Genomic DNA, 15,863 nt, shown 5'->3' on the forward strand with positions numbered 1-15,863 from the left:
CTCGGTAGAACCGAACCCCAACCGGCGGGGCGCGGCTTGGTTGCTTCCAACCGCTATTCCGTCGGCTCCCCATCGACAGAATTATCCTGAAATCGGAGAAGACTTTCATGACACCACTCAAAAAGCCCACTGCGGCCGTCGTCGGCGCAGGACCGGCCGGTCTCGCCACCGCCCTCGCCTTGCACCAGCGCGGTTGGGACGTGGGCCTGTACGAGCGTTACCCCGAGGTCAAGGCCGCCGGCAACATCCTCAATCTCTGGCCGACACCACAGAAGGCACTGCGCGCCCTCGGTGTCGATACGAGGGATCTGGGCGCGCCGGCTTTCACCCAGCTACGCCGCCACGACGGCCGCATCCGTGCGGAGTTTCGGATGCCGGCGGAGGTCGCCAATGAATACAACGGCGGATTTATCGGACTCATCAGGTGGGGTCTGTACAAGCGGATGATGGATGCACTCCCGGAGGGAGTCCTCCAGCTTTCGCACAAGTTCAATGGGTTCATCGACGATGGCGACTCTGTCCAGGTGGATTTCGAAGGCCGCGAACCCGTCACTGTTGATCTCCTCATAGGTGCCGACGGCATCGATTCCGCCGTTCGGAAGGAACTGTGGGGGGACTCACCCAAGCGTTACCACGGACTGCACCTCATGGGCGGATGGTTTCTAACCGATGAGCCAATCGGCACGAGAGGTGTGTTTGCCCACGACCGCACTGTACAGGGATCGTACACTCCGATCCGGCACGAGGGGCGAAATGGCTACGAATGGTGGGTATTGGAGAAGTGGACCCCGCAGGCACCGTTCACCCAGACCGACATCCGCGCCTACGCCTTGGAACGGGCAGGCCACTTCGATGAACCGTTGCCGTCTTTCATCGAACGCACGGCACCGGAACACACCCATCGATGGGAGATTGTCGACCGCGTCCCAATGAAGCAATGGTCCAAGGGCCGCACGACCCTGGTCGGCGACGCGGCTCACCCCACTTCCCCATACGCTGCCTATGGGGCCGGAATGTCCATCGAGGACGGCTACTTTCTCGGTCGTTTCCTGGCCGGTGTCGCCGTGGCCGACTCCGCCGCGCTCACCTCAGCACTACAAGCCTTTGAAGATCACCGAAAGCCGCATACGTCGAAGGTAAGCCAGCAGGCTTATGTCACCGGCAAGATTTTCCATCATGTGCCGGCGTTTATTCGACCGCTGCGAGACTTCGTCTTCGACCACAGCGCGTTTCTCCAGAAGAGCCAAGGCGACGCCGTCCCTTCGCACATTATTAAGCAGCTGCCTTCAATCGAGGATGCTCCGCCGACCGCAGTCCGGTGAGCAGACCTCCGATAACCAGAATCGCCAGGTGCGGCTCCATGTCTGGAGCTGCACCCGGCGTTCTCAAGACGGCAGCACTCTTGCCACGTCAGCCAGAAACGGAGCTCGGGCTTTGCATAATCATGGCGTGGATCTTGGCGCGGAGTTCCAGGTAATCCGGGCGGGACTTGGTGCTGATTTGGTCCCGGGTGCGCCCGAGCGGCACGTCGACGGTGGCGGACACCGAGGCGGGCCTGCCCGACAGGACGATGACCTTGTCGCCCAGATAGACGGCTTCCTCGATATCGTGCGTGACCAGCACGATTGTCACGCCGAGGCGTGCCCGAATGTCGAGCATCAGGTCCTCAAGGTCCGCGCGGGTCTGGGCGTCCACGGAGGCAAACGGCTCGTCCATGATCAGGACCTGCGGGCGGTACGCCAGCGACCGCGCGATGGCCGCACGCTGCTGCATGCCCCCGGACATTTCCCACGGATAGAGGTCCTTGGCGTGCTCCAGTCCCACATCGCGGAGCGCCTCGGTCACCCGCGTGGCCCGCTCGGCCGGCGACAGGTTGTAGCGGCGGAGCGGCAGTTCGATGTTCTTGCCCACGCGCATCCACGGCATCAGCGAGCGGCTGTAGTCCTGGAAGACAACCGACACTTCCGCGGGTGGACGGGTGATGGCCGTTCCGTTGACGCGCACCTCTCCCGAATTGGCGGTGCCAAGTGCTGACAGCGTCCTCAGCAGCGTGGTTTTTCCCGTCCCGGATGGTCCCACGATGCAGACGAACTCTCCCTCCGCAGCGGAGAAGGAGACATCGGCCAGCACCTGCTTCTCGCCATACGATTTGCTGATGTTGACGGCTTCGAGCACCGGGGTTTTGGTGGCTTGCATGTCCAGATCTCCTGTTGTCATATCCGTGCCTTTCGGTGCCACGCGAGTGCGAAGTATTCGATCGCCATCAGGACGACGTTCAAGGCGTAGCCGATGATCCCGAGCAGGATCATTCCCGACCACATTTCCGGCAGCGAGAACTGCCGCTGGGCCTCGAGGATGAAGTAGCCGATCCCACGGGACGCTCCCAACAGTTCGCTGGCGAACATCAAGATGACGGAAACGGCGAGGCTCGCGCGGATCCCGGCGAAGATTTGCGGACTCGCGCTCGGGATGACCACGCGAAAAATCCAGTCGAAGGGCCTCAGGCGGTTGGATCGTGCGACGTCAACCAGGCCGGGGGAAATCCCGCGGACGCCGTCAATGGTGTTGAGCAGAATCGGCCACAGCGCGCCCAGCACGATGATGGTGACCCGCATCTCCTGACCGATGCCGATCAGCTGGATGGCCAGCGGCAGCAGCGCGACCGCCGGAAGGTAACGGAGGAACTGCAGGACCGGGTTCACTGCTGTTGCGACATAACCGTTTAGGCCGAGAAGCACCCCCAGTCCCACGCCGAGCACGATCGAGATCCCGAGTCCCCAGAGAATCGACTGAAGACTCGGCACGACGTGTTCCGGAACCAGCGCGAACAGCCACAGCTCCTGAAACCTCTCCAGAATCTGCGACAGCGGAGGGAAGAAGATCGAGGAGCCGCCTGCGCTGGCATACCACCACGCCAGGATGAGGATGAGGGGCAACAAAGCCGGCACTAGGAGCCGTGCGAGCCGTGAGCTCATGCCGCAACCTTTCGATGAGAGGGATGCCAGGCCAGGGCCTTGGCTTCAAGCTTGCCGAAGGCTGCGTTTGCTCCGACTCCAAGCGCACCGCACAGGAAGATGTAGGCGTACATGGTCGGTACCGCTCCGCCCAGTTGGGCGGTGAGGATCTGTTCGCCCAGTCCCCCGGCCGGAATGACGACCTGCGCGCTGATGGTTACCAGCAGACAGATCGCCGCCGCCAGTCGGACCCCGGTAGCGATGTAGGGCAACGCGGTGGGGACCAGGAGGAACCTGACCGTGTCCCAGCGGCGGACTCGGAATGACATGAACGTCTGCAGGGCCGTCGGGTCCACATCGCGTGCCCCGTAAATTGTCTGCATGATGACCGCCCAGACGGCTCCAAGAAAGGCCAGCAAAATGGTGCTTTCCAGGCCGGAGCCGTAGAGCAGGACGACGAGGGGCACCAACACCAGGGCGGGAATGGTGCGCAGGAAGTCCAGCGTGAAGACGGACAGCCGATATGCCAGCCGGCTGGTTCCGAGCGGGAACCCCACCACGATGCCAACAACGACGGCGAGCAGCAGGCTGATCGCCCACCCGGCCAGGGTGGTGCCCAGCGGCTCCCAGACGGCGCCACTCGCGAAAATCGCGAGCAACGCCCGGCCTACTTCAACCGGCGTGGGGACCGCTCCGAGCTGGCCCAAGCCGGCCGTGATCTGCCAGATGACCAGCAGCACGGCCACCACGGCCAGCTGGGCGGCCAGCGGCGAACCCCAACGCCCGGCAAGAAGACGACGTGCGGGAACCATCACGGCACCGCTAGTTGCCACTGGGCGCCCAGAGCAGGTCTTCGACGCCCGGGGCGTCCTCGGCAATAAACCCTTCACGCTTCATCAGGTCCACATAGGCCTGGATGTCCGCGTCCGAGATCTCTCCGTCCCAGCTGGGAATGACGGACTTGGCGATGGCTTCGGGCGAGAGCGAGGTAAATTCCGGGAGCACCTCACGCACCGCCTCCGGGTTTTCGTTCGCGTACTCCCCCGCCTTTTTGATGGCGGAGGCAAACTTCCCAGCGGTCTCCGGATTCGCTTGCACGAACGCATCGCTACCCACCCACAGCAGGGCATTCATTCCACCGAGGCCTTCGGTGAACGGCTGCGAGACGACGTCAAGACCCGCCGCTTTGGCCGCGGAGAGGAACGGATCGACGACGAAGGCGGCATCGACGCGGTTGGACTTCAGGGCGGAGACCATGTCTGGGTAAGCGATCTCGACCATCTCGACGTCGGAGGGGTCTACTCCTGCTTCTTCAAGGACCACCCGCAGGGCCAGATCCGGCGCGGACTTCAGTCCGACGAGCGCGACGGTCTTGCCGGCGACGTCGGCCAGGGAAGATATTCCGCTCTCGGGTGCCACCACCAGGGCGGTGGTATCCGCAGCGCCGTCGGTGGGGTACCGGTCGCTACCCGACACAACGCTGATCGGCAGCCCCTTCGACGCCGCGGTCACGGTCGGGACCGACGTCATCAAGGCCAGCTGCAGCTCGTCGTTGAGCAGCGACGGAATGGCGGTGGAGGCGGTCTGAATGATGGTGGGCGTGACCTCGAGGCCCTCTTCGGTGAAATAGCCCTGTTCTAGCGCAATGTAGAGGTTGGCGGCATTGGCGATCGGTGTGACGCCGACTTTCAGTTCCGTCACTTCGCTGGCTCCGGCTCCGTCCGCGGAAGCAGAAGTCTCCCCACCGGAGCAGCCGGCGAGGACGAGGGCGGCGGCGGCAATGGTTGCCACGGACGTGAGATTTCGAATGGAGAACCGCATGGTTATGTCCTTTTACTGATGGCCAAGCGGCCGGTTGGAAGAATGTTCGGGGAAGGCCCATCCTGGAGCCCGGAGGGCCTCCCCCAGCCGGATTACAGGTCCGGCTAATTCGCGACGGTGTGCCGTCCGAGCGCGAACTGGGCGTACTCTTCGAGCAATTCGGGGTCGTCGACCGCGCCCAGGTCCGCGACGTCGTCGAGCACGGCACCCTGCAGGAGGCGTTTCACCGGGACTTCCAGCTTTTTGCCCGTGCGGGTGTGCGGGATTGCCCGCATGAACACGATCTCGTCGGGCAGGTAGCGGGCGGAGAGACTATCCCGGATGGACTTCACGATCGCTGCCTCGGCCGCGGCGGGGTCGGCGCCTTCGGAGAGTTTGACGAAGAGCGGCATGTAGTATTCGGTGCCCAGCTCCGCGCCGATCACCAGCGCTTCCGCGACCTCCGGAAGAGTCTCGACGGCGGCGTAGATATCCGCCGACCCGAGCCGGAGTCCGTTGCGGTTGAGCGTCGAGTCGGACCGGCCGTGAATGAGGATCCCGCGCCAGCTGAACTCGATGTAGTCGCCGTGCCGCCACACTCCCGGGTAGGTCGAGAAATAGCTGTCGTGGTAGCGGCTGCCGTCGTCGCCCCAGAACTGCAGGGGCATGGACGGCATCGGCTGCGTGACGACGAGCTCGCCCTTCCCGGTGGTGGGGCTTCCGGCGTCGTCCCAGGCCTCCACCCGGACTCCCAGGGCGGGGGCCTGGATGTAGCCCACCCGAACGGGCAGCGTGGGCGATCCGCCGACAAACACCGACGCGATGTCCGTGCCGCCGCTCATCGAGCTCAGCCAGATGTCGCCGACGTTGCCGTAGACCCAGCGATAACCGTCCGCGGACAGCGGCGAGCCGGTGACCTGGAGCGAACGCAGGGCGGAGAGGTCATGGTCGTTCATCGGCACCAGGTCGGTCTTGGCGCAGGCGTGCACGAAACCTGCACTGACGCCGAGGACCGCGACGTTTTCTGCCGCTGTCACCTGCCAGACCCGGTCGACCGTCGGGAACGTGGGGTTCCCGTCGACGAGCACCGCCGTCGCCCCCACACCGAGTGCGGAGATCAACGAGTTCCACAGCACCCAGCTGGTCGAGGCGACGTTGTAGTACCTGTCGCCCGGCCGCAGGTCCGAATGGATGAGGAGCATCTTCATCTCCTCGAGCAGCGCGCCGCCGTGTCCGTGCACGATTCCCTTCGGGATGCCCGTGGTGCCGGAGGAAAACAGCACCCACAGCGGGTGGCTGAACTCGACGTCGTGATACACCGGCTCCGCCGGCGAGGCCACGGCTTGCTCCCAGCTGACGGCCGGCACCGGTGTTTCGACCGGTGGCGTGGTGCCGTGCCGGGTCACCCAGATGATGTGCTCCGCCGTCGGGAGCTGGGCGAAGATTTCGCGGAACTCTTCCCGGCGGTCGCGCTCCTTGCCGCCGAGCCAGTAGCTCGGCGCGACGATGACAACCTTAGGGTCCAATTGGGCGAACCGCGAGACGATCGCTCCGGCGCCGAATTCCGGTGCACAGACGGACCAGATGGCCCCGATCGAGGCAGTGGCGAGGAGCCCCGCCACCGCCTCGGCCACGTTGGGAAGGACCGCAACGACCCGGTCACCGGGGCCGACGCCCAGGTCCCGCAGGTGCTTCGCGAGCGAGGCGACCTCGCGCCGCAGCGCGTCCCAGCTGACCTCTTCCCGGGATCCGTCCTCGGCCACGGCGATCAGCGCCGTCCCGTCATGTCCTTCGAGCAGGTGGCGGGCGAAGTTCAGGGTGCGGCCGGGGAACCACCGCGTGTGCGGCATGGCATCCGGTGTGCAGACCGGTCCCTGGGAGCCGCCGAACTCCACGCCCGCAAACTGGGCGAAAAGCTCCCAGAACGTCTCCGGATGATCGACCGACCATTGCCAGATCTCGTCATACTCCTGGCCGATCTCCAATCCCTGCGCGCGCAGGAAACCGGCAAAGCGACCGATTTCCGTTTCGGCGCCAGCCGAGGAGCCGGGCCGCCAGATCACCTCGCCGTCGGCGGCTTGGGCATCAACAATCACGTTCGCTCCAAAGAGTGAGCATGCTCCTGGCGCCGGGCCGCGATCTCCGCCGCGGACAGGGGCTCCGTTCCGATCAGCACGAACAACATCCGCGCAGTGCGGTCGGTGCGGTTCGACCAGGCGTGGCTGGTGGCACGCTGGACCGCTATATCACCGGCCCGGAGGGTCGTTTCGCCTTCGTCAACCAACAGCGTGATCTCGCCGTCCAGGACCACCGCGTAGTCCAGCGAATCGGTGCGGTGGAACCAGAAGTGCTTGCCGTTGCTGTGTTCCGCGCCGGCTTCGGCCTCTTCGTGCCCGTCGATTTCACTGAAGATCACCGAGTCGGCTTCGTCCGGATAGACAGAGTCCGGCGGGAAGTCGGCGATGCGGAGGATGGTCTCGCCCGGGCCGGGGAAGCTGGGCAGATCCGCGTCCGCGGTGGCCGGGTCCTGGTCGGTGACGTGGTCGATGGGCCCCTGGGTGAGCCAGGGGACGGTGGCACCGAAGCCCGGGATCAGGTCGGAGGACCAGTGATTCGGCGCCGGTCCGTCCGACAGGATGATGGCGCGGCCTTGGTCGTCGTGTCCGGTGACTACCCGGCGGACGGGAGGTCTGGTGGTCATGCCTGCCATCCCTCGTGCGGGTAGGTACGGGGCTCGGGCCACCACGGGGCCTTTTGGCGTTCGGTGGAGATGGGGGTGCGCAGCGTCCCGACGCCTTCGAGTTCGAGTTCGATGACATCACCCGGCTGCAGGAAGCGTCCGATCTCGACGCCTGCACCGAAGCCCATGGTGCCGGAGCCGATGATGTCGCCGGGCTGCAGGCGGTCGGAAATGGAGACGTAGGCCAGCAGTTCGGCCGGGGTGTACACGAAGTCCTCCACCTTGGTGTCGGAGAGGACCTCGCCATTGACCCGGACCTGTCCCTTGAGTCCCTCGATGGATTCGATTTCGTCCATCGTGACTACCCAGGGGCCGATGCCGTAGGCGAAGTCCTTGCTCTTCTGCGGGCCCATTCCGATGGGCATCTCGACACCCTGCACGTCGCGGGCGCTGAAGTCGTTGAAGATGGTGATGCCGAAGAGGTGATCGGGCGCCTGCTCCGGGGTCAGGTCCGTGCCGGACTTGCCGACCACGTAGCCGATCTCGAGCTCCCAGTCGAGTGCCTCGGTGAAGTCCGGGTAGGACAGGACCTCGTCGTGCCCCAGGGACCTGGCGGTGGTCCCCTTGAAGTATCCGGGCCGCTGGTAGATGGAACGCGAAGGCTGCGCCTTGGCCACGATGCGGTGGAAGTTCTGGATGTGCTGCTCAAAGGTCAGGCCGTCGCGGATGACCGGTGAATCGACGGCTGCACGCCAGGAGACCTCGTCGATGGAGATCGACGCGTCATCTGCCGCCGCCAGCGCAGCGTGAGCGGCGTCGAGGAAGGCGTCGCCGCCGCCGATTCCCGCCGACAGGCTGCCCGGGAGCATGGTCAGGGCGATGGCCCGGGCGCGGTCCGGATCGGCCGCCTTCCGCTGCAGGGTCAGCGCGTAGGCGCGGGCCAGGTCGACGACGCGTCCCTCTTCGGGCCGGGCCGCTACGAGCCGGATTTGTTCGCCGTCGGGCGTTGCGACTGCGATTCTCCCTAGCTTCATGTCTTCTCCTCGGTAGTGCTTTATGTGGTGCTTCTGTTCGATACGTACAGTATCGCATGTAGTGCCCGCGATCACAATGGTTCTGATCGAAGCGGGGGGTCTGCTGTGCGCAGGTTTTGCGGTCCGGTCAGGTTTCGCAGTGCCTGCGCTTATCGCTCGACGGTTTCGGTGGCCCGGCGAAGCGGGCCAGCATCGCAGAGCGCGGCGAGTTCGATACCCTGTGGCAGCATGCCGAGGCTCCGCCGGATGTCCGTGAGCACGGCGAGGCCTGAGGAGCTGACTTCCAGGGTGTCCGGCCGGGCTTCCCACGCCGCAGCGGCCGCCGTGGAGAAGCCGCATTGCGAAAGGAAGGCCACGCCGTCGTCGGCCGAAAGAGAGCGGCAGTACTCCGCGCCGCCGACCAAGGCACGCAGGTAGTCGTGCAGCTCTTCAGAACCGACAAGCGGGGCCCGGACCACCAGCCCCTGGCCGGGAAAGTCCGGCAGCAGGCTGTTCACGGCTGCCAGGCAGCGCATGCCGGCCGCGACCGCGAGCTCGTCGATCGGCGGGCCGAGCAGCGTTGCGTCCGCATCCCCTGCCACCAGGGCGTCGAAACGCTCCCGAACTCCGCCCACCTCGACGTAGTGGACCTCGACGCCGGCGTCCTGGAGCACACGGCGGGCGGCCAGGGCGAAACCGTTCGACAGCGCATCCACCGCAAATCGGCGCCCCGCCAGATCAGCTAGGGACTCCGCCGAATCTCGCGCATAGAGCCCGAGGGGCGTGGTCTTCTCGACCTGGGCGACGAGCCGGAGGTCGGCGCCGGCCTTCGTCCACTCAAACAGGTTGTCGATGGCCGTGACCGCCAGGTCCAGTTCTCCCGAGATCAGCCCCTCCAACTGGGAGGCGCTGGACGTTGCACGCGTGGTGTCAACATCCAGCCCATCCAACATCCCTTGGTGGGCGGCCATGAGGTACGGAACGGGCGGCACGAAATGGCTCTGCCGCAGGCTCATCGCACTGGCCCGTCAGCCATTGAAACCCCGAACAGATCCCCGATCTGCCCCACGGCGGGCAGGACAGATCGGAGATCTACGACGGCGTCACCGAAGACCACCCCGGGGAAAGGTTCCCCCGCGAGCTCGAAGGTGCCGAGCGCGAAGCCGCCCGGACCGACCGTTTCGGTTGTTGGATTCCCGGCCACGGCGGCTTCCCGTCAGACCGGCGGGGCCACGTACAGGCCCTTGTCCGGGTCGTTGAACATCTCCTTGGTGATGAATTCGTCCATCTCGCCTCCGGTGCCCCACTGGTCGGACGTCTCCGGCTCGCGGACGTCGAAGATGCTGGGATGCCAAGTGTCCTCGTCGACCGCGTCGAGTTCGGTGGTGTACTCCATCGTGTTCCCGTTCGGGTCAATGAAGTAGGTGAAGGTGTTGTCGCCGGCGCGGTGCCGGCCGGGGCCCCAGATCTTCCGGAACCCGGCGCGCATCAGACGGCCGCTGCCCCGCATGTATTCGTCGATTCCGCGCAGTTCGAACGAGGCGTGCTGCAGGGAGGCATGCGGACCGCGGGCGATGGCCATGCTGTGGTGCTGGGCGTTGCAGCGCATGAAGTAGAACAGGTCGCCGGTCTGCGGGTGGTTCAGGGTGTCGGACAGGCGGAAACCCAAGTGCTGCTCGTACCAGGCCCGCATCTTTTCCGGCTCGGGCGAGTTCAGCACCACGTGCGAGAGCTTGACCGGGATGTCCTCGCGCTCTTCGACCTTCCGGTGCTTGCGGGTTGCGACGTCGGCGGAGACCTCGATGGTGCGCCCTTCCAGATCGAAGAACCGGAAGCCGTAGCCGCCGCCGAGCGTCTTGACGTCGTCGGGCTCACCGACCAGCTGCACGCCCTTCGCAATGAGGTCGGAGGCCAGCTGATCGACGGCGGTGCGGTCAGCGGCGCCGAAGGAGACCAGATCGAGCCGTTTCTCGTCGGACTTGCGGACCCGGACCGAGTACTGCTCGGGCGAGCCCTCGGCGGCGAAGTAGGTGACGCCGCCGTCGTCCTCCATGACGGTGAGTCCCCAGTGGTTCTTATAGAAGTCGATCTGCTTTTGGTAGTCGGGTACGGCGATGTCGAAGTGCCGCAGGTGGGTGATCGGGCTGAAGGCCATGGTGATCTCCTATCTTGTGCCGATTTCTGGCGGGTGTTGGTCTAGAGGGGCGCCGGTACGGCGCGGTCGACGGTGGGGATGCTGCGCACGATACGCTCGAACGCTTCGGGCGTGTCGGCGAGACCCAGGATGTAGTGGTCCGGCCGCATGACGACGGCGGAGGCGCCCGCCGTTTCAAGGATCTGGCCGACCTTGGCCGGATCGAGCAGGACGACGACGTCGCCGTCCTCCTCGAGCTGGGCGCGCAGTTCGGCCGGGACGGCTTCGTAGAGGTCGCGGGAGCTCGCCACCAGGAAGTGGGCGCCCACCATATCGTCCAGCCGGACTCCGTCGGCGAGGATCGGCTGGATGCCCAGATAGCCCGCCCGCTTGTCGGTGTCGCCTTCGTGGAGACCCGGGCCCAGGGCCGGGGACACCGGGGCCGAGGCGGCAGGATTGGTCCGGATGAATTCGTCCCGCTGTTTCGCCACCTCGGCGTCGGTGGTCTGAAGGAAGCCCGCAGCAGTGGCCGCCTGCTCCACCCAGAACCGCGCATGCGGCTTCCGCTCGGTCTCGTAGGTGTCGAGCAGCGACTCATCCGCCGAGCCGCGCTTGACCAGGTCCAGCTTCCAGACGAGGTTGGCCACGTCCCGGATTCCGGCACACAGGCCCTGCCCGAACAGCGGCGGCGCCTGATGCGCAGCGTCTCCGGCCAGGAAGACGTTGCCCACCCGCCACTGCTCGGCGATGCGGCCCCGGAATGTGTAGATGGATTGCCGGTCGGCGGTGAACTTGTCAGCGGGCAGGACGCCGCGGCTGATCCGTTCGACCGACTCCGCCGTCACGATTTCCTCGGGGTCGTCGTCCGGCATCAACATGAATTCCATCCGCACTCTGTCGCCTGGCAGTCGGATCCACAGGGCGGGCCGGGTGTGGTGGCCCAAGAAGATCATGTCGGTTGCCAGGCCGGGGCTGTCCTTGAGGATTCCGTCCACCACCAGCCACTGGGCGTCCTCACCGATGCGTTCGGTGACGATACCAAACGAATTTCGGACCTCGGACCGGGCGCCGTCGGCCGCGATGGCCCAGCGGGCGCGGACCACCGATTCGCGGCCATCGGCGTCGCGCACGGTGACCTCGACGCCGCCGTCGACGTTTCGGACGCCGGCGGCCGCGCTTCCGCAGCGGAGTTCGACGCCGGGGAGCTTGTCGACAACATCCCTGAGCAAGTGCTCGACGTCGGGCTGGTGGAAGGTGAGGTCGTCGTGCCAGGCCTGGCTCCCGAACCGCCCGGTGGGAATGGAGATGAGCACCTCACCAGCCTCGTTCTCGATGTGCATCGAGGACATCGGCAACGTGACGTCCGCGAACCGTTCCGCAACCCCCAGTGACTGGAGGGTGCGGAAGGTTTCGCCGTCGAAGTGCACTGCACGGGCGGTGGGCCAGGCCTCGGTTTCGCGCTCCAGGCCAACGGCGGTCAATCCCGCCCGGCCAAGCAGCGCCAGCGCGGTCACCCCTACCGGGCCTCCCCCGATCACCACCACGTCGACATTGACTGCGTCGGTCATTTGGAATCCTTCGGTTCAGTACGTTTCGTTTCGGATAATGTAACACCGATCACTTTGTGCTCGCAAGGGTTCCGGCGAGCCGCTCGATGCGTTGTGTCAGGCCTTCCAGACGGTCTTCAGGTTGCAGAACTCGCGGATGCCTTCCGCCGCAAGTTCCCGCCCGAATCCGGAGCGCTTGATCCCGCCGAACGGCAGCTCCTGGTAGGAAACGGTCATGCCATTGATGAACACGGCCCCGGCTTCGAGGTTCTGCAGGAACCACTCTTCCTCGGCTGCGTCCCGCGTCCAGACAGCGCTGGACAGACCGAAGGAGGTTTGGTTGGCGATCCGCAGGGCTTCCTCGCGATCGTTCGCGCGGTAGAGCGAGGCAACGGGTCCGAAGGCCTCCTCCTGGACCAGCCGCATGTCGTCGGTCAGCCCGGCCACAACGGTGGGGGCATAGAAAAAGCCTTTGCTGTCCGGAATGGTTCCGCCGGCCAGGATCTGGGCCCCGCGGTCCCGGGCGTCCTCGACGAGCTCGGCAAGTTCGTCGCGACCGGAGCGGGTGGCCAGCGGGCCAACCTCGGTCTGCGGATCGAGGGGGTCGCCGACGACGAGGTCGGCCATCCGCTGCGCGAACTCGGCGGCGAAGGCGTCGTAGACGTCGGTGTGGACGATGAAGCGCTTGCCTGCGATACAGGACTGGCCGTTGTTGTTGATCCGGGCCCGCACTGCAGTGGCCGCCGCTTCGGCAATATCTGCGGTCGGCATGACGATGAACGGATCCGATCCGCCGAGTTCCAGCACGGCTTTCTTCACGTGATCGGCTGCGATCGAAGCTACGGAACGCCCTGCGGGCTCCGAGCCGGTCAAGGTGACCGCCTTGACCCGCGGATCAGCCAGCACGTCGGCGACCTCACCGCCGCCGATCAGCAGGGTCCGGAAGGAACCGGCCGGGAAGCCTCCCCGCTCGAACAGCGTGTCGAGATAGATCGCGGCCTGGGGCACGTTGGAGGCATGCTTCAGCAGCCCGGAGTTCCCCGCCATGAGCGCAGGGGCGGCGAACCTAATCACCTGCCATAGCGGATAGTTCCACGGCATGACCGCCAAGACCGCGCCGAGTGGCTCGTAGCGGGTCCAGGCCTGGGAGGCACCCACCGCCGCCGGGTCCTGGAGCGGGCTGTCGGCGAGGAACGCTTCCGCATTCTCTGCGTAGTAGCGCATGGCCTTCGCGGACTTCTGCACCTCGGCGACCGACTGCGCGATGGGCTTACCCATCTCGACGGTGATGAGCTCCGCGAGGCTGTTCGCCTCGTCGGCGAGGATCTCCGCGGCAGCAAGCATCCAGGCCGCCCGCTGCTCGTAGGTGGTGGCGCGGAGGCGAGCTGCTGCCCCGGCGCTCTCGGCGATTCGGGCCTGGACCTCTTCGGATGAATGGGGCTCGAATTCCTTTTCGGTCAAGCCGGTGGTCGGGTTCACAGTTGCGATTCCCATATGCTGAACGCTCCTCCTTGAGACGGGGTTGTGCTGATGAGTATATGGGATACGATTCGTATCGGATGTAATGCCCATCTCATTCTCCGACCCGCTCGTTGCGGGGCCCCGTAACACGAAGGAGTGAAAGCCCGTGAGTACCGATGGCGAATTGCCGCAGAACCTTCCGCTGTTCCTGACAGATTCCGATGTAGCCAAGCTGTCAGATTGGCCCGAGGCCATTCGGGCCATTCGCGCCGCCTACAGTGCCGCCGACGACGAGGCCCGGACGCCAGGCAGGATCTTTGCCCAGTCCGAACGCGAGTGGATGCGGATCATGCCGTCTGTGCCGGGAAGCGGCCAGCTGTTCGGCGCGAAATCGATCGTCGGATCCTTCGCGGACGGGCTCCGCGTCAGCTATCTCATCTCCCTCTTCGATAAGGACACGGCGGACTTGGTCGCGCTGGTGGACGGCAACCGGGTCACCGGCTTGCGCACGGCGGCGACCTCCGCCGTCGGGGCCTCGACGCTGGTACCGCAACGGCCCTTGCGGGTCGGCGTGATCGGTTCGGGCTTCGAAGCGCGGTCGCACCTCACGGCGCTGTCCCACCTGGTCGAGTTCGCCGGCATCCGCGTGTTCAGTCCTACACCTTCGAATCGTGAGGCGTTCGCCCGCGAGTTCGACGGCGTCTCTGGCGCGGCGGCCGTCGCGGTGGGCTCTGCCCAGGAGGCAGCGGAGGATGCAGACCTCATTCTCTGCGCGGCACGGTCGAGGGACGAATCCCCCACCCTGCTGAGCGAATGGGTGGGCCCGAATACCGCCATCGTCTCCATCGGTTCCACCACGCCGGCACAGCGCGAACTGCCAGCCGACCTCATTGGCCGGGCCGCCGTCGTCGTCGTCGACACCTATGACGAGGTGGTCAACGGCAGCGGCGACATGATCGCCGCCCGCGCCGACGGCGTCGACGTCGATTCCGTCGTCGTCACGCTCAACGCTGTGCTCAGCGGTGCAACCCAGATCGACCCGGAGCAGGGCATTCGGATCTACAAATCGACAGGCTCGGGCCTGCAGGACGTCGTCGTTGCCGAGATGCTCCTCAACCGAGCCCGCGCCGAGGGCATCGGCACCGTCCTGCCGGTCGGCATTGTCACTACTCGTAAATAAACAAGGATTAAGGAGAACCCAATGGTGGATTACACACGGTCCGAGGCCCGCGCCTGGGCGAAAGAGAAGTTCCGCGGCACGATCGCCGTCACCCACCCGTCCTACACACCCGACTTTTCCGGGATCAACGAGAACGCGATCCGCCACGACGTACTCAAGCTGAAGGAACTCGGCTTTGCCGGCACCCTTCTGGTTGCCGAAGTGAATGTCACGGTGGAGGAATACGCCCGGATTGCCGCGGTGGCGCGTGAAGCCGCCGGGCCCGACTTTGGCATCTTTTTCCACGCCATCTTCAACACCCTGGAAGAGAACATCCGCGCCGCCAAGCTTGCCGAAGCCGCCGGCGTGGACCGCGCGCTGCTGGCCTACCCCGCGTCCTTCTGGCCGACGTCCCACGATCAGGTGTTCGACTACACCAAGGCCTTCTGCGACGAGACCGGGCTGGCCACCATGCTGTTCCCGCTTCCGGCCTGGGGCTTCGAGCGGATCCATCCGGCAGGCATGGATGTGGCCTTCGTTCGGCGTGTGCTGGATGCCATCCCGAACATCGTCGCGATCAAGGCGGAGCAAGCCTACCCCGGCATCCCCGGCGTCATGGAGATGTACCACCATTTCCGCGACGAGGTGCTGATCTCCTGCCCGATCGAGGCCGAGACCATCCCGCTGATGTCCGTGCTGGACTTCCAGTTCTCGGGCACGAGCAACACGAACTGGATGAGCGACTACTACCCCCGCGCCTTCGATCTGGCCCAGTCCGGCCAGTGGGAGGAAGCAATGAAGCTGTACTGGCAGGTCCATCCCGCCCGTCAGGCCAACGGCGCCGTGTCCTCGACCTCCACGCCGGGGACAAACATGATCAACCGCACCCAGTGGAAGTACCAGGAGTGGCTCGCCGGCTTCAACGGTGGGGCCCTCCGCGCGCCTTCCCCGAAGCTGCCCGACCGCTTCATGAAGCAGCTCCGGGCCTCGCTGGTGGCCTCCGGCCTGCCGGTCACGGACTCCCCGGATGAAGAGTTCGTGCGGGGCCGCGTCTCTGCCTGACGCTCACTGGGCTAGGCAGCGCTTATAGACCGCTCCCCTGGATGTGGCCGAGA

The 15,863-nt window shown here is 65.5% G+C and carries 14 protein-coding genes; 3 read left to right on the forward strand and 11 right to left on the reverse strand.

The features are described from left to right. Positions 1-107: 107 nt before the first annotated feature. Positions 108-1,322: an FAD-dependent oxidoreductase gene (locus MNQ99_RS17565; RefSeq protein ID WP_241913890.1), complete on the forward strand. Its 1,215-nt coding sequence runs from the start codon at positions 108-110 to the stop codon at positions 1,320-1,322. A gap of 88 nt (positions 1,323-1,410) precedes the next feature. Here the strand turns inward: MNQ99_RS17565 and MNQ99_RS17570 are convergent, their stop codons facing one another. From MNQ99_RS17570 to MNQ99_RS17620, 11 genes are all read right to left on the reverse strand, one after another. Then, a complete protein-coding gene (locus tag MNQ99_RS17570) occupies positions 1,411-2,217 on the reverse strand; it encodes an ABC transporter ATP-binding protein (RefSeq protein WP_241913891.1) in 807 nt (268 codons plus the stop codon). Further along, entirely contained in the window at positions 2,214-2,975 is a 762-nt protein-coding gene (locus tag MNQ99_RS17575; RefSeq protein WP_127514252.1) for an ABC transporter permease, read from the reverse strand. Before MNQ99_RS17575 ends, MNQ99_RS17570 begins: the two co-directional genes overlap by 4 nt. Beyond that, on the reverse strand, positions 2,972-3,766 hold the full coding sequence (locus MNQ99_RS17580) for an ABC transporter permease (protein ID WP_127514250.1): 795 nt from the start codon (positions 3,764-3,766) through the stop codon (positions 2,972-2,974). Before MNQ99_RS17580 ends, MNQ99_RS17575 begins: the two co-directional genes overlap by 4 nt. 10 nt (positions 3,767-3,776) lie before the next feature. Next, positions 3,777-4,745, reverse strand: a complete 969-nt coding sequence (locus MNQ99_RS17585) for an ABC transporter substrate-binding protein (protein WP_164745490.1) — start codon at positions 4,743-4,745, stop codon at positions 3,777-3,779. A gap of 134 nt (positions 4,746-4,879) precedes the next feature. Continuing rightward, positions 4,880-6,850, reverse strand: a complete 1,971-nt coding sequence (locus tag MNQ99_RS17590) for an acetoacetate--CoA ligase (RefSeq protein WP_241913892.1) — start codon at positions 6,848-6,850, stop codon at positions 4,880-4,882. Beyond that, positions 6,847-7,455, reverse strand: coding sequence for a cupin domain-containing protein (locus MNQ99_RS17595; RefSeq protein ID WP_241913893.1), 609 nt, complete (start codon positions 7,453-7,455; stop codon positions 6,847-6,849). Before MNQ99_RS17595 ends, MNQ99_RS17590 begins: the two co-directional genes overlap by 4 nt. Beyond that, positions 7,452-8,468: a fumarylacetoacetate hydrolase family protein gene (locus MNQ99_RS17600; RefSeq protein WP_127514244.1), complete on the reverse strand. Its 1,017-nt coding sequence runs from the start codon at positions 8,466-8,468 to the stop codon at positions 7,452-7,454. The genes MNQ99_RS17595 and MNQ99_RS17600 overlap by 4 nt, the downstream gene beginning before the upstream one ends. 149 nt (positions 8,469-8,617) lie before the next feature. Further along, positions 8,618-9,439 (reverse strand): ABC transporter substrate-binding protein, encoded by an 822-nt coding sequence (locus MNQ99_RS17605; RefSeq protein WP_241913894.1) that lies wholly within the window; start codon positions 9,437-9,439, stop codon positions 8,618-8,620. A 224-nt stretch (positions 9,440-9,663) separates the two neighbouring features. Beyond that, complete coding sequence (locus MNQ99_RS17610) at positions 9,664-10,602, reverse strand: VOC family protein (RefSeq protein ID WP_241913895.1); 939 nt, start codon at positions 10,600-10,602, stop codon at positions 9,664-9,666. Positions 10,603-10,643: 41 nt separating this feature from the next. Next, the gene (locus MNQ99_RS17615) at positions 10,644-12,149 is read right to left on the reverse strand and encodes a bifunctional 3-(3-hydroxy-phenyl)propionate/3-hydroxycinnamic acid hydroxylase (RefSeq protein ID WP_241913896.1); all 1,506 of its coding nucleotides are present in this window, start codon (positions 12,147-12,149) and stop codon (positions 10,644-10,646) included. Between the two features lie 96 nt (positions 12,150-12,245). Continuing rightward, positions 12,246-13,622 (reverse strand): NADP-dependent succinic semialdehyde dehydrogenase, encoded by a 1,377-nt coding sequence (locus MNQ99_RS17620; protein ID WP_241913897.1) that lies wholly within the window; start codon positions 13,620-13,622, stop codon positions 12,246-12,248. 133 nt (positions 13,623-13,755) lie between these two features. On the opposite strand from MNQ99_RS17620, the gene MNQ99_RS17625 reads away from it, so the two are divergent. Continuing rightward, positions 13,756-14,769: an ornithine cyclodeaminase family protein gene (locus MNQ99_RS17625; RefSeq protein ID WP_241913898.1), complete on the forward strand. Its 1,014-nt coding sequence runs from the start codon at positions 13,756-13,758 to the stop codon at positions 14,767-14,769. A gap of 21 nt (positions 14,770-14,790) precedes the next feature. Then, positions 14,791-15,810 carry a dihydrodipicolinate synthase family protein gene (locus tag MNQ99_RS17630; RefSeq protein WP_127514232.1) on the forward strand — a complete coding sequence of 340 codons (1,020 nt, stop codon included), beginning with the start codon at positions 14,791-14,793 and terminating at the stop codon, positions 15,808-15,810. Positions 15,811-15,863 lie beyond the last annotated feature (53 nt).

The organism is Arthrobacter sulfonylureivorans (assembly GCF_022637435.1).
Lineage (GTDB): Bacteria > Actinomycetota > Actinomycetes > Actinomycetales > Micrococcaceae > Crystallibacter > Crystallibacter sulfonylureivorans.